Source organism: Mesorhizobium sp. RIZ17, assembly GCF_051127865.1.
Lineage (GTDB): Bacteria > Pseudomonadota > Alphaproteobacteria > Rhizobiales > Rhizobiaceae > Mesorhizobium > Mesorhizobium humile.
Genome location: NZ_CP147861.1, coordinates 403171 through 429591 on the forward strand (window position 1 = coordinate 403171; position 26421 = coordinate 429591).

Annotated in this window: 30 protein-coding genes; 21 read left to right on the plus strand and 9 right to left on the minus strand. The window is 63.7% G+C overall.

Annotation, left to right across the window (positions count from 1 at the left end; translation table 11 throughout):
* The first annotated feature begins 28 nt into the window (after positions 1-28).
* From WDX12_RS02035 to WDX12_RS02055, 5 genes are all read left to right on the plus strand, one after another.
* Positions 29-463 carry a DsrE family protein gene (locus tag WDX12_RS02035; protein ID WP_320293315.1) on the plus strand — a complete coding sequence of 145 codons (435 nt, stop codon included), beginning with the start codon at positions 29-31 and terminating at the stop codon, positions 461-463.
* Between the two features lie 81 nt (positions 464-544).
* Positions 545-1318, plus strand: a complete 774-nt coding sequence (locus WDX12_RS02040) for an SDR family NAD(P)-dependent oxidoreductase (RefSeq protein ID WP_434723757.1) — start codon at positions 545-547, stop codon at positions 1316-1318.
* 52 nt (positions 1319-1370) lie between these two features.
* Positions 1371-1682: a putative quinol monooxygenase gene (locus WDX12_RS02045; RefSeq protein ID WP_320293313.1), complete on the plus strand. Its 312-nt coding sequence runs from the start codon at positions 1371-1373 to the stop codon at positions 1680-1682.
* Positions 1683-1750: 68 nt separating this feature from the next.
* The gene (locus tag WDX12_RS02050) at positions 1751-2854 is read left to right on the plus strand and encodes an AbrB family transcriptional regulator (RefSeq protein WP_434723758.1); all 1104 of its coding nucleotides are present in this window, start codon (positions 1751-1753) and stop codon (positions 2852-2854) included.
* Positions 2855-3033: 179 nt separating this feature from the next.
* Positions 3034-3786: an SDR family NAD(P)-dependent oxidoreductase gene (locus WDX12_RS02055; protein WP_434725760.1), complete on the plus strand. Its 753-nt coding sequence runs from the start codon at positions 3034-3036 to the stop codon at positions 3784-3786.
* 129 nt (positions 3787-3915) lie between these two features.
* On the opposite strand, the gene WDX12_RS02060 is transcribed toward WDX12_RS02055, so the two are convergent.
* Genes WDX12_RS02060 through WDX12_RS02070 form a run of 3 tightly spaced genes read right to left on the minus strand, consistent with a single transcriptional unit; the run spans position 3916 to position 6177 of the window.
* Entirely contained in the window at positions 3916-4230 is a 315-nt protein-coding gene (locus tag WDX12_RS02060; RefSeq protein ID WP_434723759.1) for a nuclear transport factor 2 family protein, read from the minus strand.
* Entirely contained in the window at positions 4230-5006 is a 777-nt protein-coding gene (locus WDX12_RS02065; RefSeq protein ID WP_434723760.1) for an esterase family protein, read from the minus strand. The genes WDX12_RS02060 and WDX12_RS02065 overlap by 1 nt, the downstream gene beginning before the upstream one ends.
* Before the next feature lie 4 nt (positions 5007-5010).
* Positions 5011-6177, minus strand: coding sequence for an ATP-grasp domain-containing protein (locus tag WDX12_RS02070; protein WP_320293309.1), 1167 nt, complete (start codon positions 6175-6177; stop codon positions 5011-5013).
* A gap of 499 nt (positions 6178-6676) precedes the next feature.
* Between WDX12_RS02070 and leuA the strand changes: the two genes are divergently transcribed.
* From leuA to WDX12_RS02090, 4 genes are all read left to right on the plus strand, one after another.
* Complete coding sequence (gene leuA, locus WDX12_RS02075) at positions 6677-8416, plus strand: 2-isopropylmalate synthase (RefSeq protein WP_320293308.1); 1740 nt, start codon at positions 6677-6679, stop codon at positions 8414-8416.
* 208 nt (positions 8417-8624) lie between these two features.
* A complete protein-coding gene (locus WDX12_RS02080; protein ID WP_434723761.1) occupies positions 8625-10397 on the plus strand; it encodes a tetratricopeptide repeat protein in 1773 nt (590 codons plus the stop codon).
* A 146-nt stretch (positions 10398-10543) separates the two neighbouring features.
* Positions 10544-11347 (plus strand): alpha/beta fold hydrolase, encoded by an 804-nt coding sequence (locus WDX12_RS02085; RefSeq protein ID WP_434725761.1) that lies wholly within the window; start codon positions 10544-10546, stop codon positions 11345-11347.
* A gap of 156 nt (positions 11348-11503) precedes the next feature.
* Positions 11504-12124: a hypothetical protein gene (locus WDX12_RS02090; RefSeq protein ID WP_434723762.1), complete on the plus strand. Its 621-nt coding sequence runs from the start codon at positions 11504-11506 to the stop codon at positions 12122-12124.
* Here the strand turns inward: WDX12_RS02090 and WDX12_RS02095 are convergent.
* Positions 12114-13049 carry a metallophosphoesterase family protein gene (locus tag WDX12_RS02095; RefSeq protein ID WP_434723763.1) on the minus strand — a complete coding sequence of 312 codons (936 nt, stop codon included), beginning with the start codon at positions 13047-13049 and terminating at the stop codon, positions 12114-12116. The two genes, WDX12_RS02090 and WDX12_RS02095, sit on opposite strands and share 11 nt — an antisense overlap.
* A 170-nt stretch (positions 13050-13219) precedes the next feature.
* Between WDX12_RS02095 and WDX12_RS02100 the strand changes: the two genes are divergently transcribed.
* A complete protein-coding gene (locus WDX12_RS02100; protein ID WP_434723764.1) occupies positions 13220-13723 on the plus strand; it encodes an NUDIX domain-containing protein in 504 nt (167 codons plus the stop codon).
* Here the strand turns inward: WDX12_RS02100 and WDX12_RS02105 are convergent, their stop codons facing one another.
* A complete protein-coding gene (locus WDX12_RS02105) occupies positions 13724-14710 on the minus strand; it encodes a glutathione S-transferase family protein (protein WP_434723765.1) in 987 nt (328 codons plus the stop codon).
* Between the two features lie 305 nt (positions 14711-15015).
* Between WDX12_RS02105 and WDX12_RS02110 the strand changes: the two genes are divergently transcribed.
* From WDX12_RS02110 to WDX12_RS02135, 6 genes are all read left to right on the plus strand, one after another.
* Positions 15016-15621, plus strand: coding sequence for a GNAT family N-acetyltransferase (locus WDX12_RS02110; protein WP_320293302.1), 606 nt, complete (start codon positions 15016-15018; stop codon positions 15619-15621).
* A gap of 27 nt (positions 15622-15648) precedes the next feature.
* Positions 15649-16410, plus strand: coding sequence for a 3-hydroxyacyl-CoA dehydrogenase (locus WDX12_RS02115; RefSeq protein ID WP_434723766.1), 762 nt, complete (start codon positions 15649-15651; stop codon positions 16408-16410).
* A 6-nt stretch (positions 16411-16416) separates the two neighbouring features.
* On the plus strand, positions 16417-17604 hold the full coding sequence (locus WDX12_RS02120) for a CaiB/BaiF CoA transferase family protein (RefSeq protein WP_434723767.1): 1188 nt from the start codon (positions 16417-16419) through the stop codon (positions 17602-17604).
* A gap of 36 nt (positions 17605-17640) precedes the next feature.
* Positions 17641-18411, plus strand: a complete 771-nt coding sequence (locus tag WDX12_RS02125) for a HugZ family protein (protein ID WP_320293299.1) — start codon at positions 17641-17643, stop codon at positions 18409-18411.
* Between the two features lie 155 nt (positions 18412-18566).
* The gene (locus WDX12_RS02130; protein WP_140645679.1) at positions 18567-18905 is read left to right on the plus strand and encodes an ArsR/SmtB family transcription factor; all 339 of its coding nucleotides are present in this window, start codon (positions 18567-18569) and stop codon (positions 18903-18905) included.
* 54 nt (positions 18906-18959) lie between these two features.
* Complete coding sequence (locus tag WDX12_RS02135; RefSeq protein WP_434723768.1) at positions 18960-19757, plus strand: TrmH family RNA methyltransferase; 798 nt, start codon at positions 18960-18962, stop codon at positions 19755-19757.
* 96 nt (positions 19758-19853) lie between these two features.
* Here the strand turns inward: WDX12_RS02135 and WDX12_RS02140 are convergent, their stop codons facing one another.
* Complete coding sequence (locus WDX12_RS02140; protein WP_434723769.1) at positions 19854-20993, minus strand: hypothetical protein; 1140 nt, start codon at positions 20991-20993, stop codon at positions 19854-19856.
* A gap of 134 nt (positions 20994-21127) precedes the next feature.
* Entirely contained in the window at positions 21128-21664 is a 537-nt protein-coding gene (locus WDX12_RS02145) for a DUF1134 domain-containing protein (protein ID WP_320293762.1), read from the minus strand.
* Positions 21665-21780: 116 nt separating this feature from the next.
* Here WDX12_RS02145 and WDX12_RS02150 point away from each other — a divergent pair, with 116 nt between their 5' ends.
* The 3 genes from WDX12_RS02150 (at position 21781) to WDX12_RS02160 (ending at position 23269) form a co-directional block, all read left to right on the plus strand.
* The gene (locus tag WDX12_RS02150; protein WP_320293296.1) at positions 21781-22032 is read left to right on the plus strand and encodes a hypothetical protein; all 252 of its coding nucleotides are present in this window, start codon (positions 21781-21783) and stop codon (positions 22030-22032) included.
* A 15-nt stretch (positions 22033-22047) separates the two neighbouring features.
* Entirely contained in the window at positions 22048-22677 is a 630-nt protein-coding gene (chpT, locus tag WDX12_RS02155) for a histidine phosphotransferase ChpT (RefSeq protein WP_320293295.1), read from the plus strand.
* A gap of 223 nt (positions 22678-22900) precedes the next feature.
* Complete coding sequence (locus tag WDX12_RS02160; RefSeq protein ID WP_320293294.1) at positions 22901-23269, plus strand: response regulator; 369 nt, start codon at positions 22901-22903, stop codon at positions 23267-23269.
* 70 nt (positions 23270-23339) lie between these two features.
* Here WDX12_RS02160 and ctrA read toward each other — a convergent pair whose 3' ends face one another.
* Complete coding sequence (gene ctrA / locus WDX12_RS02165) at positions 23340-24035, minus strand: response regulator transcription factor CtrA (RefSeq protein ID WP_006203583.1); 696 nt, start codon at positions 24033-24035, stop codon at positions 23340-23342.
* A gap of 449 nt (positions 24036-24484) precedes the next feature.
* Between ctrA and WDX12_RS02170 the strand changes: the two genes are divergently transcribed.
* Entirely contained in the window at positions 24485-24862 is a 378-nt protein-coding gene (locus WDX12_RS02170; protein ID WP_140811206.1) for a flagellar export protein FliJ, read from the plus strand.
* 81 nt (positions 24863-24943) lie between these two features.
* On the opposite strand, the gene WDX12_RS02175 is transcribed toward WDX12_RS02170, so the two are convergent.
* The gene (locus WDX12_RS02175) at positions 24944-25345 is read right to left on the minus strand and encodes a winged helix-turn-helix transcriptional regulator (RefSeq protein ID WP_320293293.1); all 402 of its coding nucleotides are present in this window, start codon (positions 25343-25345) and stop codon (positions 24944-24946) included.
* Positions 25346-25437: 92 nt separating this feature from the next.
* Here WDX12_RS02175 and WDX12_RS02180 point away from each other — a divergent pair, with 92 nt between their 5' ends.
* Positions 25438-26361 (plus strand): NADP-dependent oxidoreductase, encoded by a 924-nt coding sequence (locus WDX12_RS02180; protein WP_434723770.1) that lies wholly within the window; start codon positions 25438-25440, stop codon positions 26359-26361.
* The last annotated feature ends 60 nt before the right edge of the window (positions 26362-26421 follow it).

Here is a 26421-nt window from a genome sequence, read left to right on the forward strand (position 1 = left end):
TGCGAGGCGGCGAGGCAAGGAGGATAGGATGCTGCGCCGTGACATTTTTCGCGCCGGTCTTGCCGGTGCCGCCGGCCTGTTCGGCCTGAACCGGGCAAATGCGGCAACGGCCGAGGGAAGGCTGAAAGTCGCCTATCACCTCAGCGACACCGACAAGGTCAACTTCGTCCTCGGCAACATCAAGAACCACTATGAGGGCACCGGCGGCAATGTCGACATCGTGCTTGTGGTGCACGGCCCGGCCCTGGCCGCCTTCAAGTCCAAGGGCGCTTCCGGCGCCGTTTCCAGCCGCTTTGCCGGCCTCGTCCAGCAGGGACTTGTCCCGCAAGCCTGCGGCAACACCCTGCACGGCATGGACATCACGCTGACCGACCTGCTGGCGGGCTTCGAGCTTGCCGAGAAGGGTGGCGTCGTGAAGCTCGCCGAGCTGCAGCATCAGGGCTATGTCTATCTCAGACCCTGAATGCGCCCACACTGAACGCCAACACTTGAAGGCCAGGCCGACAATGGCCTACGAAGGATGGGAGCCCGGAGGCCAGCCGACATGACGACACTTGCCATCCCCGATCTTGCCGGAAAGGCGGTGCTGGTCACCGGCGCTTCGACCGGCATAGGTGCCGCCCTCGCCCGCGCCTATGCGGCGCAAAAATGCCGGGTCGCGCTGCATTACAATGCGAGCCTCGCTCCCGCCGAAGCCGTGGCCAGGACCATCCGCGACGATGGCGGCGAGGTGTTTCTGGTCCAGGGCGATTTTTCGATACCTGCCGACGTCGAGCGCGTCGTCGAAGAGAGCGCAAAACATTTCGGCCGGCTCGACGGCCTGGTCAACAATGCCGGCGGCATGCTCGGGCGCGTCGCCTATGCCGATCAGGACGAGGCGCATTACGACGCGGTCATGGATCTCAATGCGCGCTCCGTCCTGACCGCCTCGCGCAAGGCGATACCGTGGCTGAAGCGCCAGGGCGGCTTCATCATCAACACCACCTCGATCGCCGCCCGCAACGGCGCCGGCGGCGGCGCCGGCCTCTATGGTTCGTCGAAAGCTTTCGTCTCCAACGTGACGCGCGGCATGGCCAAGGAACTGATCGGCTTCGGCATCCGCGTCAACGCCGTGGCGCCCGGCACGATCCTGACGCCCTTCCACGAACGCTATTCGAACGCCGAGCAGATCAAGGCCATGGTCGCCACCATACCGCAAGGCCGCGCCGGAACGCCCGAGGATTGCATCGGCGCCTATCTGTTCCTGTCGTCGGACCTCTTGAGCGGCTACATCATCGGCCAGGTGATCGAGGTCAATGGTGGCCAGTTGATGCCGTGAGCGGTCGACTGCATACTCGATGGAGCGTGCAACCTGGAGGGAGAGCAAGGGCATGTACGGACTGATCGGCAAGATGCGGGCGGCGCGCGGCCAGCGCGATGCGGTCATGGACGTGCTGCGCGAAAGCACCGGCGCGCTCCCCGGTTGCCTGAACTACATCATCGCCACCGATCCGGCCGACGCCGACGCGATCTGGGTGACCGAAGTGTGGACCGACCAGGCGAGCCACAAGGCCTCGTTGCAACTGCCGGAAGTCCAGGCCGCGATCGCCAGGGCGCGTCCCTTCATCGCCGGCTTCGAATTCCAGGTCGAGACCCACCCGGTCGGCGGCTTCGGCCTTCCCGCCTCCGAGAAGGCCGGCTAACCGCGCGGACGCGGAATTTCCGCGAAAAGCTGGTTCGCATTTGTCTGTATCCGGTCTAAGAGCCGGACATGGACTCTTCACCAGAGCAGCCATCCCAGAACCAAGCGCCCGTCGAGCGCATGGCGCGCCTGCGCCCGCCGCGGCAATGGCTGGTGGTTCTGGTATTCTCGCTGCTCTTCGCCGGCGCGCTGGAGTTCGCCGCCCTGCCAGCGGCCCTGCTGATCGGCCCGATGCTTGCCGCGATTCTGGCCGGCACCAACGGCGCCTCCGTGCGCGTGCCGCGACCGCTGTTCGGCGCGGCCCAGGCGATCGTCGGCTGCCTGGTTGCCGGTTCGATCTCGGCCGACATCTTCCCCGTGTTCTACGCCGAATGGCCGCTTTTCCTCGCCGTGGTGATCGCGACCGTCGCCGCCTCCAGCCTGCTTGGCTGGATGATCAGCCGTTGGCGCATCCTGCCCGGCACCACGGCAGTCTGGGGCTCCTCGCCGGGCGCCGCCACCGCCATGGTGCTGATGGCAGGCGCCTTCGGCGCCGACCAGCGTCTGGTCGCCTTCATGCAATATCTGCGCGTCATCTTCGTTTCGATGACGGCGGCGATCGTTGCCAAGATGTGGGTCGACACATCCGGCGTCGAGGTGACGCCCATCGTCTGGTTTCCGCCGATCGACGCCTTCGCCTTCGCCGCCACCATCGGCATTGCGATCGTCGGCGGCCTGCTCGGAAAGCTGGTCAGGCTGCCCTCGCCGTTCTTTCTCGGCACCTTCATCTTCGGCGCGGTGATCCATCTCGGCCTCGGCGTGCCGATGCAATTGCCGCCTTGGCTGCTGGCGATCAGCTATGCCATGGTCGGCTGGTCGATCGGGCTCAATTTCACCCGGCCGATCCTGCGTCACGCGGCGCGCGCCCTGCCGCAGATCGTCGGCTCGATCGTCGCGCTGATCACCTTTTGCGGCGGCATGGCCTTCGTCATCAGCCGCCTGCTCGGTATCGACCCGCTGACCGCCTATCTGGCGACCAGCCCTGGCGGCATGGACAGTGTCGCCATCATCGCCGCCGCGGCACGGAACGTCGACATCTCCTTCGTCATGGCGCTGCAGTCGGCGCGCTTCCTGGTCGTACTGCTGATTGGGCCAAGCGTAGCCAAGCTGGTGGCGCGAAACGTCGGGGCCTGATCCGGGCTATCCAATGCCTGAGCAGTTCCAGGAAAAGCGCTCGGCGGTTGGGCTCGGCGCATTCGCCGTAGCCTTCCGTCCGGAATTGCGTGAAACAGAAAATTGGAGCGGCTCAGCAATCCTGTCAGGATGCTGAATTGCTCTAAGCAAACGAGGGGGAATTGCCGATGAACCGCCGTTTGAACGCCGTCGATCTGTCCGGCCGCGTCGCCGTGGTGACCGGCGGCGCGCAAGGCATCGGCCTAGCGGTCGCGCGACGCCTGTTGTCGTCGGGGGCCGGTGTCGCCATCTGGGACGTCGACCAGGCCGCGATGGCCAAGGCCGTCGCCGAACTCGCTTTGCTCGGCCGCGTTGAAGCGATCCTTTGCGACCAGTCGCAGATCGAGGCCGTCGATCGCGCCACCACCCAGACCGAGCGGACGCTTGGCCCCGTCGATCTCCTCGTCAACAATGCCGGTATTGCCGGGCCGGCGGCGACCGTTGTGAACTACGACCCCGCCGCCTGGCGCCAGATCGTCGACATCGACCTCACCGGCGTCTTCTACTGCTGCCGGCGCCTGGTGCCCGGCATGGTCGCGCGCAACTACGGCCGCATCGTCAACGTCTCATCGGTCGCCGGCAAGGAAGGCAATCCCAACGCCGCCGCTTATTCCGCTGCAAAAGCCGGCGTGCTGGCGCTGACCAAGTCGCTCGGCAAGGAGCTCGCCGGCCACGACATCGCCGTCAACGCGCTGACGCCTTCGCCCGCCCGCACCCGCATCCTCGAGCAGCTCACCGAGGCCCAGGTCGCCTATATGCTCGGCAAAGTGCCGCGCGGCCGCTTCGTCGAGGTGGAAGAGGCGGCCGCCATGGTCGTCTTCATGCTGTCGGACGAGAACTCCTTCACCACCGGCGCGACCTTCGACCTCTCCGGCGGGCGCACGACCTACTAGAGCAATTCCAGGAAAAGTGTGAGCGGTTTTCCGTCCGGAATTGCGTACGGCCGAGCCGCAAGATGTCGCGTCGCTGCCGGCCTGCCAGGAAGGATAGCCGTCCACCAAATCAGCCGATGGCGAGAGAGGTCAACTGATGACCAGGCTTGCGATCCGGTCGCCGTCGAGCGTGAAGGCCATGTCGCCCTCGCCATTGAAGCCATTGCCCGTCACGGCGACGCGGGCATGGTAGACGCCGTCGCGCTCAGCGACGCGAACGATGCGAAGATTGGACTGCACGCCGATATTGTCCGAGCGGTTCCACCGCGCGACCCCGTCGCGGCCATGGAAATCGCGGCCCCAGTCGGTGAGGAAGGCGTTGTCGGTGAATGTCGCCAGAAAGGCTTCGGTATCACCGACGTTGGTGGCTTCGACAAAGCGGCGGATCGGATCGGGCGTGGTCATCAATCCAGTCGCTTCATCAGATCATCGTCCAGCCAGCGGCCGAAGAAATAGACAAGCTGCTTGTGCCACCACGGCCAGTCGTGGCTGACGTCGCCACCCCAATAGTCGACCCAGGCCGGGATGGATTTGTCGCGCAGCACCTGCTCCAGTTCGCGCGTCTCGACCAGCATGCGCTCTTCCCAGGCGCCCTGGCCGCAGCAGAAGATCAGCCGCAGTGCTCTGACCCGCCCGAGCAGCTTCTGGTCGACGATGCCGGGCAGGTAGTCGAGCGGCGAGTTGAAATAGATGTTGCCTTCCAGCGTCCGGCCGAAGAAGTCGCGGGCCGAATAGACGCCGGACAGCGAAATCACGCCGCTCGCCAGCTCCGGGAAGCGGAACACGAAGTTCGACGAGTGGTAGCCGCCCATCGAGCAGCCGCAAAACAGCGGCTTCAAAGCACGACCGCCATTGGCCTTGGCGGCGACCGCCTGCAGTTCCGGCAGCGCCTCTTCGCGCACATAGCGGAAATAGGCCTCGTGGCGGGCGATGCGATGCGCCGCGTCGGCATGCTTGTTGAAGAACGACTCCGAATCGATGCCGTCGAGCGTGAAGAGCTGGATGCGGCCGGTGTCGATGAAGTCGGCAAGTGCTGCGACCCCGCCGGAATCCTCGAACTGGTAGAACCGCCCCTGCGAAGTCGGGAACACCACCACCGGGCGCCCGGCATGGCCGTAGCGCTTGTATTCCATGTCGCGGCCGAGATTGCGGGCATGGCCCTTGTGATAGGAGACGTCCATCGGCTCAGGCCTTTTCCGCGTGGATATAGTCGACCGCCTGGCGCAGCGCCTTCGGATCCTTCGAACGCATCTGATAGGCGTAGTTGCCCATGGCGCGGCTGAAGATCTCTTCGATGGCCTGGTGATGGACGATCTTGTCGCCGTGGGCGGCTAGCACGTCCGCATGGCTGTGCAAATAGTCGATATGGCGCTTGCGACTGGCATAGGCGGTGAAATACTTGCCCTTGTAAGGGCCGCCGGCGGCATCCTTGACCACCATGTCGGCCCAGGCGGCATAGACGTCGATGTCGAACGTGTAGTTGATGGCGTCCGTCATCCAGGCGCCGGGCGGGCGCATGTTGACCTCGAGCGCGATGACGCGCTTGTCCCTGGTTTCGAACAGCTCGATGTGGAAGAAGCGCTCGCGCACGTCGAACGCCTTGAGTATCTTGCGGCCCGCCTCCTCGACCTGAGGGCTGATCTCGGGGAAGCAGGTGTAGCTCATGTGGCGGTCCTTGTTGACCGCATCCATGATGCTCTGGTCGTAGCGGTGGCTGGCCGCCAGCACCACCTCGCCATCGCGGTTGACCAGCCCGTCGAAGGTCACCACCAGCCCCTCGATGAACTGCTCCATGACGAAGGTGACGCCCTCGGGCTTGTCCCTGAAGAACTGGTCGAGCTCCTTGGCGTTTGAGATCTTGAAGGTGTTCGAGGCGCCGGAGCCCGAATCCGGCTTGACCACCACCGGGTAGCCGACACGACGGATGAAGGTCATGGCGCCGGCGCGGTCGGAGCATTTGCGCTGCGGAATGGTCTCGACGCCGCTCTTGCGGAAGAAGGCGCGCATGCGGCTCTTGCGCTTCAAATTCTTCACGAAATCGACCTTGGTGCCGAAGATGTTGAAGTCGGTTCGGATGTTGGCTTCGAGTTCGAGCCAATGCTCGTTGAGCGACTCGAAGCGGTCGATGCGGCCCCATTTGTGGATGAAATGCCCCATCGCGCGGAACACGGCATCGTAATCTTCCATGTCGGCGATGCGGTAATATTCCGAAAGCGCCGTCTTCAGCTTGCCGTTCAGCGTCTCGTAAGGTGCATCGCCGATGCCGAGCACGGTGGCGCCTGCCTTTTTCAGCCGGTCGCAGAAATCCGTGCCGTTGGCCGGGAAATGCGGCGAGAAGAACACGAAATTCATGCACAACCTCCCCCGGGGCACTATGGGCCGCGTCGGGCGAGTGTGGCGCATTTGCCCGATGCGGGGAAGAGCCAGCGCTAATGCATGTCGCCCAAAGTTTGCGCCGCTTTTGGGAAAACGACATGCATAAAACCAAAGGCTTAAAGCGCGTCGCTCGAATCTATTTCGATGCGAAGCGCTTTAAGCGCGTCCTGGCCGGCACTTGCCTCCCGATGGCCGCTCCTGTAAGAGAGCCGCCATGACCACGCGCGTCCGCTCTGTCGCTTCCTCTCGCACCGGCTTTGCCGGCGAGACTGCGCGCGCGCTCGCCTCGACCCTGCTTCTTCTCGGCCTTATCGGCGATCGCCGGGTTCGCTGAAGGAGCGCCCGGCGGTCGGTACCAGCCGCCTCAGGCGCATGCTCCTTGGCAAGGTCATAATCAAGCGAACGAAATTCTGGTAGAGGCGACGCTCGCCATCAATCCGCCCAAGGCGAACGCGAGCCGCCCGGAGAAGAGACGATGAACGCACGAGAAGAAATCAGCGCCGGCGAAGCTGAAGCCGGGAAGCGCACGGCCGGCCACATGCCGGATGCGGCACGCAAATACCAATCCTACCCGACGGTCGGCCTGATCGACCGCACCTGGCCGAACAAGATCATCGACAAGGCGCCGATCTGGTGCTCGGTCGACCTGCGTGACGGCAACCAGGCGCTGATCGACCCGATGGGCCATGAACGCAAGGCGCGCATGTTCGCCTTGCTGCTCGATATGGGCTTCAAGGAAATCGAGATCGGCTTCCCCTCGGCCTCGCAGACGGACTTCGACTTCGCCCGCTGGTGCATCGAGGAAGGCGGCGTGCCGCAGGATGTATCGCTCCAGGTGCTGGTGCAGTGCCGGCCCGAGCTGATCACGCGGACCTTCGAGGCGTTGAAACGCGCGCATCGCCCGATCGTGCATTTTTACAATTCGACCAGCGAGCTGCAGCGCCGCGTCGTCTTCGAGAAGGACGTCGCCGGCATCAAGCGCATCGCCACCGACGCCGCCAAGATGATCACCGACATGGCGGCCAAGGCCGGCGGCGGCTATCGCTTCGAATATTCGCCCGAAAGCTTCACCGGCACCGAGCTCGACGTCGCGCTGGAGATCTGCAACGCCGTCACCGAGATCGTGAAGCCGATGGCCGACAACAAGCTCATCATCAATCTGCCCTCGACGGTCGAGATGTCGACGCCCAACGTCTATGCCGATCGCATCGAGTGGATGTGCCGCAATCTCGACAACCGCGAGAACCTGATCATCTCGCTGCACCCGCATAACGACCGCGGCACCGGCATCGCCACCACCGAGCTCGGCCTGATGGCCGGGGCCGACCGCGTCGAGGGAACGCTGTTCGGCAATGGCGAGCGCACCGGCAATGTCGACATCGTCACGCTGGCGCTCAACATGTTCACCCAGGGCGTCGATCCGGAGCTCGACTGCTCCGACATCAACCGGATGAAGGATGTCTACGAGTATTCGAACCAGCTGAAGATCCCGGAGCGTCACCCTTATGTCGGCGAACTGGTCTACACGGCTTTCTCCGGCTCGCACCAGGACGCCATCAACAAGGGCATGAAGGCTCTGAAGAAGGCCAACACGCCGATCTGGGAAGTGCCTTATCTGCCGATCGATCCGGCCGATGTCGGCCGCACCTACGAGGCGATCATTCGCATCAACTCGCAGTCGGGCAAGGGCGGCATCGCCTATGTGCTGCAGGCCGATTACGGCCTCAATTTGCCGCGCAATCTGCAGATCGAGTTCAGCCAGGCGATCCAGGCGATCACCGATGCGGAAGGCAAGGAAGTGCCGGCCAAGCGCATCCATGACCGCTTCCTCGAAACCTATGTCGACCAGCCCGGCGCGCGGCTGAAGTTCCTCGACCATCGCACCTATCCCGACACCGAGGTAAAGGGCCGGCGCATGGTCGAGGCGGATATCCTCGACAATGGCAAGGAAGTGACCATCACCGGCTCGGGCACCGGCCCGATCGACGGCTTTGTCGATGCGCTCTCGCGCCATGTCGGCGTCGACATGTCGGTGCTCGACTATTCCGAGCATTCCTTGCAGCGTGGCTCCAACGCCTCGGCGATCTCCTATGTCGAAATGGAGTATCCGGGCGGCAAGCTGTTCGGCGCCGGTATCAACACCAATATCGTGGCCGCCTCGCTGGAGGCCGTTGTTTCGGCCGCCAATCGCATCATCGGCCATAAAGCCGGCTGAGCGGCAACTCGATCGAAGTGTGGCGCATCCAACATGCGCCGCACTTCAAAGACAGACGCGAAAGACAGACGCGAAAGCCTGCCATTCGTTAACCGCCGGAGGAATTTCCGGTGGCTTACGCGATCGCATAATAGAAGCATCCTTGTGCGCCGGCGCGGGCGCTATATTATCGCGTCCTAACCTGTGCCGACTTCGAAAGGCTCGACACTTGGAGCATGCCCCGCCTGCCGCCCCCGCAGTGCGCGAGACATTGGAGCGACTGCTTGCCAGCGAAACGTTCGGACGATCCGAGCGTGCGCGCAGGCTTTTACGCTATCTGGTCGAACGCGAGCAGGCTGGCGAGGCGGACAGGCTGAAGGGCGTTTCCATCGCCATGGACGTCTTCGGCAAGGACGGCGATTTCGACGCCTCCACCGATGCCGTGGTCAGGGTCCAGGCCGGCCGCCTGCGCGAGCTCCTGGACCAGTACTTCGCCAATGAAGGCATTGCCGAGCCGGTGCGCATCGCGATCCCGCGCGGCGGTTATGTCCCGTCCTATGAGCTGAATGCAATCCGCTTGCCTGGCAACGCCAGGTCCGCCTCCGACGGCACCGCGCGGCCCGACGTGTTGGCCGAAGCCGAACATCTCGACAGGCCGACGCTGGGCGAGCCTGCCGCCCCCATTGCCCCAGCCACACCTGCACAATCGCTGACGCTGCAACTGCGTTTCTTCTGGGCTGCCATGGTCCTGGTCATTGCCATGCTCGGCGTGCTCATCCTTCGCCAGGGCGATGTCTTCCTCGGCGGCGGCGACACGGTGGCAACGGCCGAAACGGCGGGCGTTGCCGGCACCGCCGCCCAGCCGGTGTTCGACTCCCTGCCGCTGATCTACATTGCCACGAAAGCCGACGGAGCAGAGGCGGCTCGCGTCGCGTCGTCGCTGCGCGCCGGGCTCGCCGGTTTCGACACCATCGACTTCATCGGGCGCGATGCGGATTCGACGCGCGATCAATCGGCCGACCCGATCAGTTTCGTCTTCGATATTGTCCCCGGCCCCGCCGCCGGCGACGTCACGGTCGAACTACAGAGCGTCGCGACCGGTCGGGTTCTCCTGTCGCGCAACCTGACATCGGCCGAAACCGCGCCTGGCGTGGTTGAAAGCAACATAGCCAGCCTTCTGACATCGACCGTTCCCGCTTCCGGCGCGATCTACAGCTACATCGACCAGAGCGACATCCGGACCAGCCAGATCGGTTGCCTGGTGCTCGACGACCGCTATTTTCTCGACATGAACGCCCAGACCCATGAAGCTGCCTATCGCTGCCTGGAGAAGCTTGCCGCCGAAGGCACCAAATCATCGCTTGTCTATGCGGAACTGGCCGCGCTTCATGGGGAGGCCGTCACCGCGCACTATTCCTATCCACCGGAAGCAACGCTCGAAAAGGCCATGTCGCTTGCGCATCGCGCCGTCCAGATGGGGCCTATGAACCCGCACGCGCATCGTGCCCTCGGCTACCTCAACTCGCGCCTCGGCAACGCGGACGAAGGGATCCGCTTGACGCGCAGGGCCTACGAACTCAACCCGTATGATCTCGGCATGGCCGCCGCCTATGGCTACGGACTGATCTTCGCCGGCAAATATGATGAGGGAACACCGATCCTGAGCCACGCGGTCGAGGCCTTCAGCGGCCATCCGACCTGGTGGGATTACGGCCTGTTCGTCGGAGCCTTCATGCAGGGCGATATGAAACGGGCCGCGATCGCCAGCGAGTCGCTGCGCACGACGGCATCCAAGTCGCATTACCTGGCCGCGCGCCTGATCGGCGCCAGGATTTCGGGCCGCGACAAGCTGGCGGACGAGCTTGCCAACGAACTCACAGCCGAATTCCCGAAGTTCGCCGCCGACCCGCGGGCGACATTCGTCGACCGCAAATACCCCGCCGATCTCACCGACCGGCTGGTGCAATCCTTGCGTGCGGCCGGGATCGGCAACCCGAGCTGAACACGCCTTCGGCCCATTTCGGCGGCCGATCGAGCGCCTGACGGATCGCTTCGGTCGCGAAAATTTTACTGGCCAACGGTCCGGATCAGGAGCAATCCAGCCACAATTCGAAAGTGTTGCCCTCTTTGCTCACTGCTCCATTTTTCATGCTTCCATTCCCCTATGCCGTCGAGAGCGGCGCTGGCCTGAAGACGATCGTCTTTCTGCACGGCTTCGGAGGCTGCAGCGAGATTTGGCGTGACGTCGCGCTGTCGCTCGCGACGGAGGCAAGGATATTGGCCTACGATCTGCCGGGCCATGGTCATTCGCTGGAGTGCGAAGGCATGGGCGGCGCCAAGCCGGCCGCGCAAGCCATCCTCGCCGATCTCGCCGCGCGGCGGCTGGGCAGAGTCCATCTTGTGGGTCACTCAATGGGCGGCGCGATCGCGACATTGATGGCGCTTGCCGACCCCGACAGGGTGGCCTCGCTCACACTGTTGGCGCCCGGCGGCTTCGGCTCGGAAATCAACGCAGGCTTGTTGCGCCGCTATGCCGCCGCGACCGGCAGGAGAGAGGTCCGCGCCAGCCTCGCGGCCATGTCGGGTCCGCGGAGCGTGCCGCCAGACCACGTGGTGGATGCATTGTGCCGGATGCGCACACAGCCTGGCCAGTTGCAGGCTTTGATCGATATGGCGGCCGCGATGACAAGGGATGACCGGCAAGGGGTCATCCCACGCGCGCAGCTGGATACGCTTGACATGCCGGTGATGGTCGTTTGGGGAGCGGAGGACCCGCTGCTGCCAGTCGAGCAGGCCGAGGCGTTGCCCTCGCATTTCCATCTGCACCATGTTCTCGACGCGGGTCATATGCTGGTCGAGGAGGCTCCGGGCCTGATCGCCGAAATCGTCCGCCGCAACACGCGCCGGCGCCGCAGGCGGGTGCGCCCATCACGGGACGCGGCGGCGAGCTGATCGCTGATTGTCCTGCGGGATTGGCCCTTCGGACCGGCCTCGAAAATATCCGCAACCCGCTCCGCCAGACCGCAGCGGTCGCACTGCTCGTCACCGGCAGTGCATTTTGCCGGCGATTGTGTTAACTCGCTGTTAACCAACAGTGAGGCAGCCGCCATGAAGGATGCAGGCGACAAGATCACCCCTATCGAGCCGTCGCGGAAGCTCGCCGATGCCGTACGCGACGTCAAGAACGCCTTCGCCGACCGCGACGACGTGGTCGTCGACATGCGCGAGGCGCACCGCATGCGGCTCGATCTTCTGGCAACCGAGCTTGCCCCGATCTTTGCCGATGTTCCGGCCGACATGGACAGCTTCGACTTCGCCGTCTCGTCCGGCCTGCAGCCGCGGCTATGGATCGACGCGGTGAGCCACGTCGCCATGGGACGCGACCGCCGCACCTACCGCTTCCTCAAGGATACGCGCGTCGGCCGTGTTGTGCTGGCCGAGACGACCGAGATGAAGGCCGTCGCCGATGCGGTGACGCGCTACGTGGCCGAGCGGGTCGTCGAGCGGCAACGCATGATGGAAGGGAGCATGGAAAGCGCCGTTCCCGGCCTGCATCGCCACGTGGTCCAGGAAGCGGAACCGCCCATCCGATCCGAAACCCGCCGCAGCAATGGCTGGACCACCTTCTTCGCCGGCCTCGGCCTGATTACCGCCGGTGCCCTTGTCGGCCTGGCGGTTTCGCTGGCGATGTTCTGGGACCGCATCGTGCACATGAAGATCAGCTTCTGACGAGTTCGCGGTCCTTCGCGACCGGCACGTCGAGATCCGTCGTTTGCAGGTCTGACGGCGGCAGCGCCGGCCCCGTCAGGCCGCGCCGGATCAGGCGGAGACGCCAGTCACCCTTTTCGCCGTCGATCTCGAACAGATTGTACTGAGCGGCCGGATGTTTGCCACCGGGCGCCTGGCCTGCGGCTGCGACTCCGACCACGGGCACCTTGGCGCCACGTGCGCCGATGGTGAACAGCGACGGCAGATGCGAATGGCCGTGCAGGACGAGTTCCGCGCCATGCCGGCGAATGACCTTGTGAAAGCGAGCGATGCCGAACAGTCGCTTATGCTGGGTGACGGCGCCGCGCACCGGCGGGTGGTGGATCATGATGGCGCGGAACAGCCCTTGTTTCGCCGCGTCGTCGAGAACCTTGCCGAGCCGCTCGGCCTGTCCTTCCATGAAGAAGCCGTTGGCCATGAAGGGCGCGGTGGCGCGCGCCGTGGTGACGCCGATCAGCGCGACATTGCCGCGCACGCGCAGATACGGAAAGGAATTGCGGTCGACCGGACTGTTGACCCCGTCGCCCGTCATCCAGGGAGCCCACGCCCGGCAGACTTTGTCGAAGGCGCCCGGCACATAGGCGTCGTGGTTGCCGGGAACCACGGAGACGTCGTGCGGCGATCCGAGCGTCTCCAGCCAGTGCTTGGCCATCTCGATCTCGCCGTCGAGCGCCAGGTTGACGAGATCGCCTGTCACAGCGAGGTGGTCCGGCGCGTTCGCCTTGATGTCGGCGACGATGGTATCGATGACCGCGTCATGCATATGGCGGCGCCGGTTGCGCTGCCAGTTGACGTAGCCCAGCACGCGCTTGGACGCGAGGTCGCGATAGGTTACATCGGGCAGCGGTCCCAGATGAGCATCGGAAATATGCGCGAGCCTGAACATGGTCCCTTCTTAAGCGACGCTGACGAAGCTTTCCACTCACCCTTTGCTGTTCGCCCAAGCAGGTTCCGCAAAAGTCTCCCACGGTTTTGCGGCCAGAATCTGCGAAAAACAAGGAAAGCCAAGCAGATGTTCGTGGGGCAACCCACGAACATCTGCTTGGGGATCGTTGCATGAACCGCCGAGCCGATCCGGAAGAGGCATTCCGCCAGACCGGCTGGCCGGGGCTGCGGGCAAGGTTGTTCCATTTCTACTTCCTGCTGCGCCGCCCGATGACGCTCGGCGTGCGCGGGCTGGTTTATGACCGTGCCTCCAACGCCGTCTTCCTGATCCGCCACACCTATGTGCCAGGTTGGCAATTGCCGGGAGGCGGCGTCGAGGTCGGCGAGACCCTCGAGGAAGCGCTGGCCCGCGAGCTGGCCGAGGAAGGCAACATCACCCTGACCGCTCCGCCGGTGCTGAAGTCGATGCATTTCAACCGCCGCTCCAGCAAGCGCGATCATGTCGGCCTTTATCTGATCGACACCTTCGGCCAGACGGCGCCGAAACTGCCGGACCACGAGATCGCCGAAGCCGGCTTCTTCCCGCTTGGTCGGTTGCCGGAGGGCACGACGCCGGCGACGCTCCGGCGGATAGCGGAGATTTTTGAGGGCGAGCGCATCTCGGCTTACTGGTAATCAAGCCGCCTTCCTGAACCGTCCCCGGTCATGCGGCGCGGCATAATCGAGTTCCGGCCCCGCCGGAACGATCCCCGTCGGATTGATCGACCTGTGGCTGCCGTAATAATGCGCCTTGATGTGATGCAGGTTGACCGTGCCCGAGACGCCCGGCACCTGATAGAGATCGCGCAGATAGTTCGACAGGTTCGGATAGTCGGCGATGCGGCGCAGGTTGCATTTGAAGTGGCCGACATAGACCGGATCGAAACGAACCAGCGTCGTGAACAGCCGCCAGTCGGCCTCGGTGATGTGTTCGCCGGTCAGATAGCGCTGCTTCGAAAGCCGCTCCTCGATCGTATCGAGCGCTAGGAACAATTCGCCGAACGCTTCCTCATAGGCTTTCTGCGCGGTGGCGAAGCCGGCGCGATAAACGCCGTTGTTGATCGCCGGATAGACCAGCGCATTGATCCTGTTGATCTCCCCGCGCAGCGCCGCCGGGTAGAAGTCGAGACCCGCGTCGCCCCATTGGTCGAAGGCCGAATTGAGCATGCGGATGATCTCGGAGGACTCATTGTTGACGATGGTCTCTTGTTCTTTGTCCCACAGCACCGGCACCGTCACGCGGCCCGAATAGCCCGGATCGGCCTTGGCATAGACCTGGTGCAGGAAATCGAGGCCGTAGAGCGTGTCCCCGGTCGCGCCGTCCTCGGCTTTGAAGGTCCAGCCGTTTTCGCCCATGAAATGGTGCACCACGGAGACGGAGATGATGCCCTCCAGCTTCTTCAGGGCGCGGAAGATCAGCGTGCGATGCGCCCATGGGCAGGCGAGCGACACGTAGAGGTGATAGCGGCCGGGTTCCGCCTTGAAGCCGCGCGTGCGGCCTTCCGCCGGCGCGCCGTCGCGCGTGATCCAGTCGCGCCATTGGGACTCCGTGCGTATGAACCGCCCGCCGCTGTCGGTGTTGTGCGGCCGGTCCTGCCATTTGCCTTCAATCAGCAATCCCATGCGAAAATCTCCCTGGCGGTTGCCATTATCTAGGCTGATGACCGGGCTGGCGAAGCCCTCAGGCGCTGAACAGTTCGTCAAATGGCGAATAGGTCCAGCGATGGACCGGTTCGTCATGCAACGCAAAGAAAGCCGGAAAGCACCGATTGCAGCGGCACAAAATTGGTGCTAGCGGAGGCGCCCATGTTCGACTTTGCCTCGATCCGGTTCGACCGACGACGAAAGGGCGCCCGCGCTTAAGAGCGCTGATTGGCGAACGCTGCCGCTTGCAGCAAACCTTCCTCGCATGCCGGAACGCAAAGACCATGAGCCTTGCCGACGTGAAATACCTGCCGGAAACCCCGGCGCATGATGCTGAAATCGAAGCCATCAACGACGAGGCCTTCGGCCCGGGTCGTTTCGTGCTCGCCGCCTACAAGATCCGCGAGTCGGGCGGACATGACCGCTCGATGTCCTTCGTCGCCGTCAAGGACGACACGGTCATCGCTTCGGTGCGCATGACGCGCGTGGCAGCAGGCGCCGGTCGCGCCATGATGCTCGGCCCGCTTGCGGTGCGCCCCGCCTTCAAGAATCTCGGCATCGGCCGCAAGCTGGTGGCTATCGCGCTGGAGGCGGCCAGGAAGGCCGGCGCGCCCGCCGTCATCCTGGTCGGCGACGAGCCATATTATGGGCCGCTCGGCTTCAAGCGCTTTCCGCGCGGGCAGATCGCCATGCCGCGCCCAGTCGATCTCGACCGGCTGCTGCATCACGAAATCAAGCCGGGCGCCGTCGCCCGCTTTGCCGGCGATGTCTGCCACGCCAACATGGCGAGGGTTGCAGAATTTGCCCCGGCCCTGGCGCGGCCTGCCGCCAATGCGCAGTCGTCGATCGACCCGGCTATTGCGGTTGCGCCTCCTTTGCGCGCCTCGTAGCATAATTCGAAATCCAGGGAGGCTTGCATGAACCCGAACGGCCAGATCGCGATCGTCACCGGCGGGGGATCCGGTCTTGGCGAGGCGACGGCGCGCGCGTTGGCGGCCAAGGGCGCCCGTGTCGCCATCCTCGACGTGGGCGTCGAGCGCGCTGCCAAAGTCGCGGCCGACATCGGCGGCATTGCCGTCCAATGCGATGTCAGCAGCGGCGACAGCGCTGCCGCCGCGATCGCCGAAGCGGCTGAAAAGCTCGGGCCGCCGCGCATCCTGGTCAATTGCGCCGGCATCGCCATCGGCGTGAAGACGATCGGCAAGGACGGGCCGCATCCGCTCGACCAGTATCGCAAGGTGATCGAGATCAACCTGGTCGGCACCTTCAACATGATCCGCCTCGTCGCCGACCGGGCGGCGAAACTCGATCCGCTCGCCGGCGGCGAGCGCGGCGTCATCGTCAACACCGCCTCCGTCGCCGCCTATGACGGCCAGATCGGCCAGGCCGCCTACGCGGCTTCCAAGGGCGGCGTTGTCGGCATGACGCTGCCTGTGGCGCGCGATCTCGCCCGCTCCGGCATTCGCGTCTGCACCATCGCGCCCGGCATCTTCAAGACGCCGATGATGGCCGGCATGCCGCAGGAGGTGCAGGATTCGCTCGGCGCTTCCGTGCCCTTCCCGCCGCGACTCGGCGAGCCGTCGGAGTACGCGGCACTTGCCCTCCACATCGTCGAGAACCAGATGCTGAACGGCGAGACCATCCGCCTCGACGGCGCCATCCGCATGGCGCCGAAATAAGCGGAGATGCCTGGCTCGCCTACAGGCGCCGGTGCTTCCACCGGAAAGATCGGCCCGCTCGCCGGCCTGAAAGTGATCGAATTGGCCGGGCTCGGCCCAGTGCCGCTTGCCGCCCTGATGCTGTCCGAGATGGGCGCCGAGGTGCTGCGCATCGAACGCGCCGACGCCGGCCAGCCGCTTCTAAGCCTGCCGGAAGAATACGATCTCGACCGCCACGGTCGTTCCATCCTCAAGTTCGACCTCAAGCGCCCGGCGGGCGCGGAACTGCTGCTGCGCCTTGCGGCACAGGCCGACTTGCTCGTCGAAGGCTTCCGTCCCGGCGTGATGGAGCGGCTTGGGCTGGGGCCGGATGTCGTTCTCCAGCGCAATCCGGCGCTGATCTATGGTCGCCTGACCGGCTTCGGCCAGGACGGGCCGCTGTCCGGGCGAGCCGGGCACGACATCACCTATCTCGCCTATGCGGGCCTCTTGCATGCGATCGGCAGGCAAGACGCGCCGCCGGTGCCGCCGCTCAACCTCGTCGCGGATCAAGGCGGCGGTGCCATGATGCTGGTCGCGGGCGTGCTCGCCGCTCTTTTCCAGCGCTCGCGCAGCGGAAAGGGCCAGGTGGTCGATGCCTCGATGATCGAGGGAGCCTCGATGCTCGCAGCACCCATCCATGCCTACATGGCATCGGGTCTGTGGAGCGACAGGCGCGGCGAGAACCTGCTCGATTCCGGCACGCCTTTCTACGACACCTATGAGACGGCGGACGCAAGGCACATTGCCATCGGCTGTCTCGAACCGCGCTTCTTCGCCGAATTCGCCAGGCTGCTGCCGCTCGACGGGCATTTTGTCGGCGGCCAATACGACAAGTCAGCATGGCCCGCGATGCGCGCCGCCATTGCCGGCCGGATCAAGGAGAAGACGCGCGACGAATGGGCCGCGCATTTCGCCGCGACGGACGCCTGCGTGGCGCCCGTACTGTCCCTGGCCGAAGCCAGGAACCATCCGCACAATCGCGCCAGGCAAAGCTTCGTGAAGTCCGGCAAACTCGACCGCCCGGCGCCGGCGCCGCGTTTCTCGCAAGGCGTACAAGCGCTTGCCGCAGCGCCGGCCGTCGCCGATCGCGAGCCCTCTGGCATATTGACCCGTTTCGGCTTGACCGAAGAGGAGATCGGAGCGCTTGCAAAAACGGGTATACTCGGTCGATAGCCGGAGAACGAAAATCAACTTATCTCGGGTGAGCTTGTGACCGAACCGAAAAAGGACGTCATCCGCGAGACCGACGCCGAGGCGATCAGGCTGGCGAAAACCTTGGTCCGCGCGGCACGTTTCGGCGCGCTCGCGGCGATCGAGCCTGGCACCGGCGCGCCGCTGGCAAGCAGGGTTGGCGTCGCCACCGACATAGACGGCGCGCCGCTGATCCTGATCTCGATGCTGTCCGCGCATACCGGCGCGTTGCTCGCCGATCCGCGCTGTTCTCTGCTGCTTGGCGAACCCGGCAAGGGCGATCCGCTGGCGCATCCACGCATCAGCCTGGCATGCCGGGCCCTGCGACTGGAGCGGGGATCGGCCGATTACATCCGCGCCGAGCGGCGCTACCTCAACCGCAATCCGAAGGCGAAGCTCTATGCCGGGCTCGGCGACTTCTCGTTCTTCCGGCTCGAGCCCGAGCGCGCCAGCCTGAACGGCGGCTTCGGCAAGGCCTTTCTTCTCGACCGCGATGATCTCATCGCCGGCGCCACCCTTGTCGAGGAGTTCGCCGGCGGCGAGCAGGCAGCGCTCGATCACATGAATGCCGACCATCGCGACGCGCTTGCCCTTTATGCCCGTCATTTCGGCCGCGCCGAGGGCGACGGCTGGATCGCGACCGGTCTCGACCCCGATGGCATGGATCTCGCCGCAGCCGATGCGACCTGCAGGATCTTCTTTCCCCGGCCTCTGCAAGGCGCGCACGAATTGCGTTCGGCGCTTATCGAGATGGCGAAGGCAGGACGCGCAGCGGAGCAAGAGCGATAGTTGATCGCGCGCCGGCGAAAGCAACGCTTGAGATTTAGACGAAATGAACTACCTTTGTAGTGACGCTGATTCAGCGCCCATCGACATCTGAACATTGCGGAATCAGGCGCCATTGCCCCCTGGCGCCTGGATGAGCCAAGACCCTTGGGGGATCTATGATCTCAAATAAGCTAATCGCCAATGCGGAATCTGCGGCCGCGTTTCTCACCCTCATGGGCAACGAAAAGCGCTTGCTGATCGTGGCCCATCTGATCGACGATGAAATGTCGGTCGGCGCCATCGCCGAGAAGGTGCAGCTCAGTCAGTCCGCGCTGTCGCAGCATCTCGCCAAGCTGAGGGCGCTCGATCTCGTCGAGACCCGGCGCGACCGCCAGATGATCTACTATTCCTGCAAATCCGAGGCAGTGCGCGAATTGCTGCGCATGCTGGAAGGCATTTTCGGCGACGGCGACCTTTCCCAGATGGCCTATCGGCTGCGCCGCGCCGGGGCTTGACCCGCGCCATCCAAAACCCCTTACCTCGCTGGCAATTTTTCCAGCGAGATTTGCATGAACCTCATTCCGATCGACGACCCTAAGGACCCGCGCGTCGCCGCCTATCTCGACATCCGCGAGCGCGATCTCGTCGGCCGGCACGGCCGCTTCGTCGCCGAAGGCAAGGTGGTGCTGGACCTCCTGCTGTCGAGCGGGCGCTTCGCCGCCGAGTCTGCCCTCATCCTCGAAAACAGACTGGCCGGCGTGCAGGAGATCCTGCGCAAGGCGCCCTCGGATTTTCCGGTCTATGTCGCCGCGAGCGAGGTCATGGACCGTATCGCCGGCTTCCACATGCATCGCGGCATCCTGGCGATCGGCATGCGTGGCGACCCAGTGCCCGCCGAGATTCTGGTGGAGACCTTGCCCCGGCGCGCGTTGGCCGTCGTCCTGGTCGGCATATCCAATCACGACAACATGGGAGCGATCTTCCGCAATGCGGCCGCCTTCGGCGCGGACGCGGTGCTGCTCGACCAGACGTGCTGCGATCCGCTCTACCGTAAGGCAATCCGCGTTTCGGTTGGCGCGGCGCTGAAGGTTCCCTTCGCCGCCTTCGGCGATACCGGAACCTTCACCGCGACGCTCGATCGGCTGGGCTTCGGCCAGTTCGCGCTCTCGCCAGGCGGAAACGTCGACATCCGCGCCGCGGAACGATCAGCGCGCCTGGCGCTCTATCTCGGCACGGAAGGCGAAGGCCTGCCGCGAGACCTGCTTGCCCGGCTGCAAACGGTGAGGATCGCCATGGCGGAAGGTTTCGACAGCCTGAATGTCGCCGCCGCGTCGGCAATAGCCCTGCATCACTTTTCGAACCGGTAGCGGCCATCAGAACGACCCGGAGGCCGGTAGCTGCAACGCTTTGAGCGTGTGTCGAGATTCAGGTCAGGCCGGCCTCACCTGAAATCTCACCGCACCTCAGTTGGTCGAGCCGGCTTTCTGCAAGGCCCTCACCCGGTCCGCAAGGCTGACGCCGCGCCCATTTTGCTGCCCCTCGCGCGCCAGAGCCTTGGCGATAGGCGAGTCCGGCCCGTCGAGCTTCATCGTCAGATTGACCACCTCGGCGGCCAGCTCGTTCATTTGTTCGCGAAGGCCGGCGCCGGAGCGTGCGTCGCCCGCCGATTCGGGCATTGCCGTTCCCGAGGCGGCAAGATCGGTTTTCAGCCGCTTGTTCTCGCGCGCCAGCGCCGTCAGCCTTGCCTCAAGCCGTTCCCGGTCGGCCTCGAGCCTGGCGATTGCCTTGTCGACATCGTCGCCTTTCGCATCCGCGCCGGCCGCGAGCCGCGCGACGCCGTTTGCGGCGCTCTCCTTCGAACGTTCGCGCATTCGAGCGAGATCCTTCTCGCGCCGGTCGAGCTTTTCCTCGCGGTCGGCAAGCGTGGCAAGCAGCCGCTCGACCTTCTTGTCGAGCTCGGCCGTTTTCTTCTTCTCCGCCTTCAACGCCTCGCGCGCGGCCTTGCTTTCCGACGCGACCTCCTGGTTGCGTCGGTCCGCCTCCTTGCGCTGGCCCTTGAGCAGCGCAATGTCGCTGGCGAGCTTTTCCAGCTCCGATTCGCGGGCAACCAGTTCGATCTGGCGGTTCGAGGACGAGAAGCTGGCGTCGTCATACATCTGCTCGAGCTTCTGCAACTCCAGCGCGCGCTTCTCCAGCGCCCGCTCCGTCTGTGCGAGCTTTTCCGACAGCCGGTGCAAGTCCTCCTCGCGCTGCCTGAGCTCCGCATTCTTTGCCTGCAGATCGGAGAGCGCCTGGTTCTTGTCCTTCTTTTCGACCGCGAGTCCCTTCAGGGCCTCGCGCCCGCGACCGATCTCCACCAGCTGTTCGGCCGTCTTTTCCTGCAGGTTCTTGACGGTGATCTCCAGTCGGCGCGTCGTCATGGCATATTCCGCCCGGACCCGGTCCTTGTCCGCCTGGATTTCGGCTTGTGTCAGCGGCAGCGAAGCCTCGAGGCGCCTGCGCGTCAGGACAACGGCCCGCCGCCAGACCGCCGGCGCCACCAGCGACACCAGAAAAACGGCGCAGAGGAAACCGAGTACGAAGAACAGAACCGACTGGACCAAGGCGTGCTATCCATTTTACGGAGCGGCAATCGCTGGATTGTGCCACCTTGGCATGGCCGAAATTCAACGCCGCGGCAAGGGCTTGCCACGGCGCGATCAGCACTGTCCGAGCGATTATAGCGGGCGCAATCCGATCAGAACGGGTTCCAGGTCGGCCTTTCGGTGAGCTTCAGATAGCCGAGATTGACTCCCAGACGCGCGCCGACACCAGTGCGGATCGGCACGAGCAACACCCGATTGGACTGCAACACATTGAAGCCTACGCCCGCAATGACATAGGCGGAGCCCGCGACGCCGCCGAAGCGGTTATAAAGGCTGCTGATATCGTCGAGGTTGTAGACCAGCATCATCACCCGCGATCCCTCGCCGCCGAAATCCCAGCCGAGCGACGGACCTTGCCAGAACACCTTATGATCGCCGGCGTTCTTGGTGTAGAGCGTCCCTTCGCCATAGGTCAGGCCGCCGATCAGGGCGCCGGAACCTTCCTCGCCAAGCAGGTAGCCGTTGGGCAGGCCGTAGGAGGCAAAGATCTTCTCGACGACGGTGGCCAGGCCGCCGGACGTCTCGCCGAAGAATTTATGACCGGAATCGACGATCTCCTGAGCGGTGTACTGCTGAGCCCGCGACGCGGCGGTCGAAAGGACCAAAGCCCCCAGGAGTGTGATGGTCATGGTGAGGACGCGGACGAATGTCCGGTCGTAGTATCGGGAAAACATGCTTCCAATCTCCGTCAGGGAGCACTTTCGCCGACGCCTCGCACCCCTACGGCTCTTGCCGGCCGTTCAGGATGGCTGTTACGGGCAAACTATGCCGTAATCCTTTTTCAACCATTAAACTCCCACACGAAGATGGCGGTTCGAAGGCTGCACTTTTGCCGCTGCGGCGGGTTTCCCCCCGCGAACACACCATTTTTGCCGTCGACAATTTTGGATTTGTTGATGCGCGCTCGGGCCCTGTGTATTCAGAAAGCCTTGGAAAAGAGCGTGATTCGTGCGGGCAGGCGCGAAAACGGTCGCTCGGCCATGAACAGATGACTTGAGCAGGGATTTCGCCGATGGCCGAGCTTTTCACCCTTTCCGCGCCAGATCTCGCGGCACTGCTTTGCAGCCGTGTGTGCCACGACATCATTTCGCCGGTCGGAGCCATCAATAACGGCCTCGAGTTGCTCGACGAAGGCGGCGCCGACGAAGACGCCATGAAGCTCATTCGCCAGAGCGCCAAGAACGCCTCGGCGCGATTGCAGTTTGCGCGCATCGCCTTCGGCGCCGCGGGTTCCGCCGGCATGATGATCGACACCGGCGATGCCGAGGCCGTGGCCTTCGCCTTCTTGAAGAACGAAAAGCCGGAACTGTTGTGGAACGGCCCCCGTGCGCTGCTGCCTAAGAACAAGGTCAAGCTACTGCTTAACCTCATTCTCGTCGCCAACGCGGCCATACCGCGCGGCGGCAAGCTGGTGGTCACGCTGGAAAGTCCCGAAACCGAGCCGCGTTTTTCGCTGTCGGCCAGTGGCCCGATGCTGCGCGTGCCGCCGAAATTCCTCGAGCTGCATTCCGGCCACAAGCCGGAGGAGCCGATCGACGCCCATTCGGTCCAGCCTTACTACACGCTGCTTCTGGCGCGTGAGGCCAATATGACGATCTCGATCCACGCGACCGCCGAGGAGATCGTACTGAAGGCTGCCTAAGAAAAGTCGAAGTATCTTTTCTTGCCAATATTTGTGCTGGCAGTGCCGGTCGAGCAATGCCAGCTGCAATCCATATAATGGCGTCGGGAGCTAGAGCGGCGCAAGATGCCCGTTTGGAAAAACTTTACCTAACGGCTTTTCAGCTTCTTTACCAGATTGGCCTATGGTGCCTTGCAGTTACCCGGAGATTGCCGGTGCGGCAGATGGCAAAGAGGACCCGGACATGAAGCGCTGCCTGTTCGTCGATGATTCGAGCGTCATCAGGAAGGTCGCAAAACGCATTCTTGGCGGCTCGGACTTGATTGTCGTCGAGGCCTCGACAGGAGTCGAGGCCGCCGAGATTTGCGCCGACGCCATGCCCGATGTCATCGTCATCGACGGTGGTCTTGCCGACGTCCCGGCCGTGGACCTTATTCGCCGCATCCGTGCTATCGAAGCTCCCATCAAGCCGCAGATCCTGGTCTCGCTGGTCGAGGTCGACGTCGCGGCGATCATGCGCGCCAAGCGCGCCGGCGCCCAGGGCTATCTGCTGAAGCCCTTCAACCGTGCGCAACTGCTCGAAAGCTTCCGCGTCCTGAAGATAGCCGCCTGATTCGCCAGGGCTTGTTCCAAACAAAAAACCCGGCTTGAGCCGGGTTTTTCGTTCGAATCACTTGGATCGTTTACGCGCTGACGCGGATATCTTCCGGCTCGCGCAGCACATAGCCGCGGCCCCACACCGTCTCGATGTAGTTCTGGCCGCCGGACGCCGCGTCGAGTTTCTTGCGCAGCTTGCAGATGAAGACGTCGATGATCTTCAGCTCCGGCTCGTCCATGCCGCCATAGAGATGGTTGAGGAACATTTCCTTGGTGAGCGTCGTGCCCTTGCGCAACGAGAGCAGCTCCAGCATCTGGTATTCCTTGCCGGTCAGGTGCACGCGCTGGCCGCCGACCTCGACCGTCTTGGCGTCGAGATTGACCACCAGGTCGCCGGTGGTGATGACCGACTGGGCATGGCCCTTGGAGCGGCGCACGATCGCATGGATGCGTGCCACCAGCTCGTCCTTGTGGAAGGGCTTGGTCATATAGTCGTCGGCGCCGAAGCCCAGGCCGCGCACCTTGTCCTCGATGCCGGCCATGCCGGAGAGGATCAGGATCGGCGTCTTGACCTTGGAAAGTCGCAGGGTGCGCAGGACTTCATAGCCCGACATGTCGGGAAGATTGAGATCCAGAAGGATGATGTCGTAATCGTAGAGCTTGCCGAGATCGACACCTTCTTCGCCGAGATCGGTCGTATAGACGTTGAAGCTCTCCGATTTCAGCATCAGTTCGATGCTCTGTGCGGTTGCACTGTCATCTTCAATCAGCAGAACACGCATTTCATTCCCCTTTTCTGCTGCCGGACCGTGTCACGACCCGTCCGGGACCCGGAGCAGTGATTGCCTGAACAGAAGGTGCCACTGACTGGTTAACAAATCCTAATTTCGTGCCATCCACGATACCAGATTTTTTAACCCCTTTCTACACCCACTTGAATCTAATAATGAATCACAGACCAAAACCGCTAATGCACCACATTAATAAGTCAGCCTAAGTGACTCCAGAGACTCGCTGGCCAGGGCTTCCGCCGAGAGCCGGAATTTTTACCCGGCCTTAAGTCCTCGCCCGTATGATTAACAATGCCCGTAAACGAATGGTTACCGCCGGCAAAAATCTTTAGGGCTTTGTTTCCCATAGCCCAGGGAAAGCCGGTGGAAACGGGTGGCGCTTGGGTCGTTCCGGGCGGACTGGACGGTATTGCAAGTGTGCGTTTGCGGAGTATCGAGTCATGAAGTCACGTGAAAACCTCGTTCGGCTGAAGCAGTTTCAGGTGAATGAGAAGCGGCGCCAACTCTTGCAGCTGGACATGATGATCGCCGAGTTCGAGCGCATGGCCGTGGAGCTGGAAGCGCAGATCATCGCCGAAGAGAAAAAAGCCGGCATCACCGACATCAACCATTTCGCCTATCCGACCTTCGCCAAGGCGGCTCGCCTGCGCCGCGACAACCTCAGGAACTCACAAAGCGACCTCGCCCAGCAGCGAAGCGCCGCCGAATCATTACTCGGCGAAGCTGAAGCGGAGCTGTCCAAGGCGGAGATGCTGGAATCGCGCGACACCAAGATCCGCGAGGCCGAAACCGGCGGCCGCAGCGCCATGATCGGCTGATTGCCGGGCATATTCGCAATCATGCCGGAGACCTGCCGGCACCTTCAGATCGGCAATCGGCAGAAATCGGCCCCGCGGTGTTCAGGACGCAGCGCCCATCTCGCCGTGATCGGCTGAAGCCCGGGCCCGGGCATCCTTGATATCCGGCGCATGCTCTTCCGCCCAGGAGCGTATCTGGCTGAGCAGCCCCGCAAGGTTCTGGCCAAGTTCCGTCAGTTCGTATTCGACGCGTGGCGGGATGACCGCGAACACCTCGCGCCGGACAAGGCCGTCACGCTCCAGCACCCGCAGCGTCTGCGTCAGCATCTTGGGCGTGATGCCCTCCAGCTTGCGCGCCAGCTCGCCATTGCGCAGCCGGCCGCGCCGCAACGCGCAGACCGTGAGGTAAACCCATTTGCTGGCCAGCATCTCCAGCACCGTATGCGACGGGCAGGTGCGCCGGAATGCGTCGTAGCCGAGTGGCGATCTGTCTTCACTATCCATAAGGTGCCTATATATAGAAAATGTGCATACTCGACAAATGAATATTACTTTCCAAATGATAGCGGCACATCCAATCGAACCAGGAGGCGTTCATGCGTGCCGTTACCCAGACTTCCGTCGGCGGACCCGAGGTCCTTTTCGTGGCCGAGCAGCCCGACCCCTCGCCCCGGCCCGGCGAAGTGCTCGTCCGCGTCAAGGCGGCGGGCATCAACCCGGTCGACGGCGCCGTGCGCGGCGGTTTTTATCCCCTGCTCGGCGAACCGCCATTCATCCTTGGCTGGGACATTTCGGGGACCATCGCGGCGCTCGGTCCCGACGTGACCGCCTTCAAGGTCGGCGACGAGGTGTTCGGCATGCCGCGTTTCCCCAAGCAGGCAGCCGCCTATGCCGAGCTCGCCGCGGCGCCGGCGGACGAGATCGCCGCCAAACCTGCCGCCATCGACCATGCGCATGCCGCCGCCTTGCCGCTGGCCGGCTTGACGGCCTGGCAAGGCCTTGTGCGCCATGGCGGCCTGCAAGCGGGGCAACGCGTGCTGGTTCATGCCGGGGCCGGCGGCGTCGGTCATCTGGCGGTTCAGATCGCCAAGGCGCGCGGCGCTTACGTCATCGCCACAGCCAGCCCGGACAAGCTCGATTTTGTCCGCTCGCTCGGCGCCGACGTCGTCGACTACACCAAGGGCAACTTCGTCGAACAGGTCGGCAATGTCGATCTTGTGCTGGACCCTATCGGCGGCGACCATGCCGACGAGTCGCTGAAGGTGGTGCGTGACGGTGGCGTCCTGGTGTCGCTGCTCAACGTTCACGACGCCACCAGGGCGAAGGCCAAGGAGCGGAACATCCGTGTTGAACGAATGTCTGTAATCCCCGACCGCGAAGGGCTTACCGGGCTCGCCAGGCTCGTCGATGCCGGAAAGCTTGCGCCCCATGTGGCGAAAGCCTTTCCGCTCGACCAAGCGGGAGCTGCCCATGCTTTTCTCGCCACGCGGCCGATCGGCAAGATCGTGCTGACGGTCTGAGGCTTTTGCAAAAAGCGAAAGGGCGCGGTGTTCCGCGCCCTTTCGTACTGTGTCTGTCCA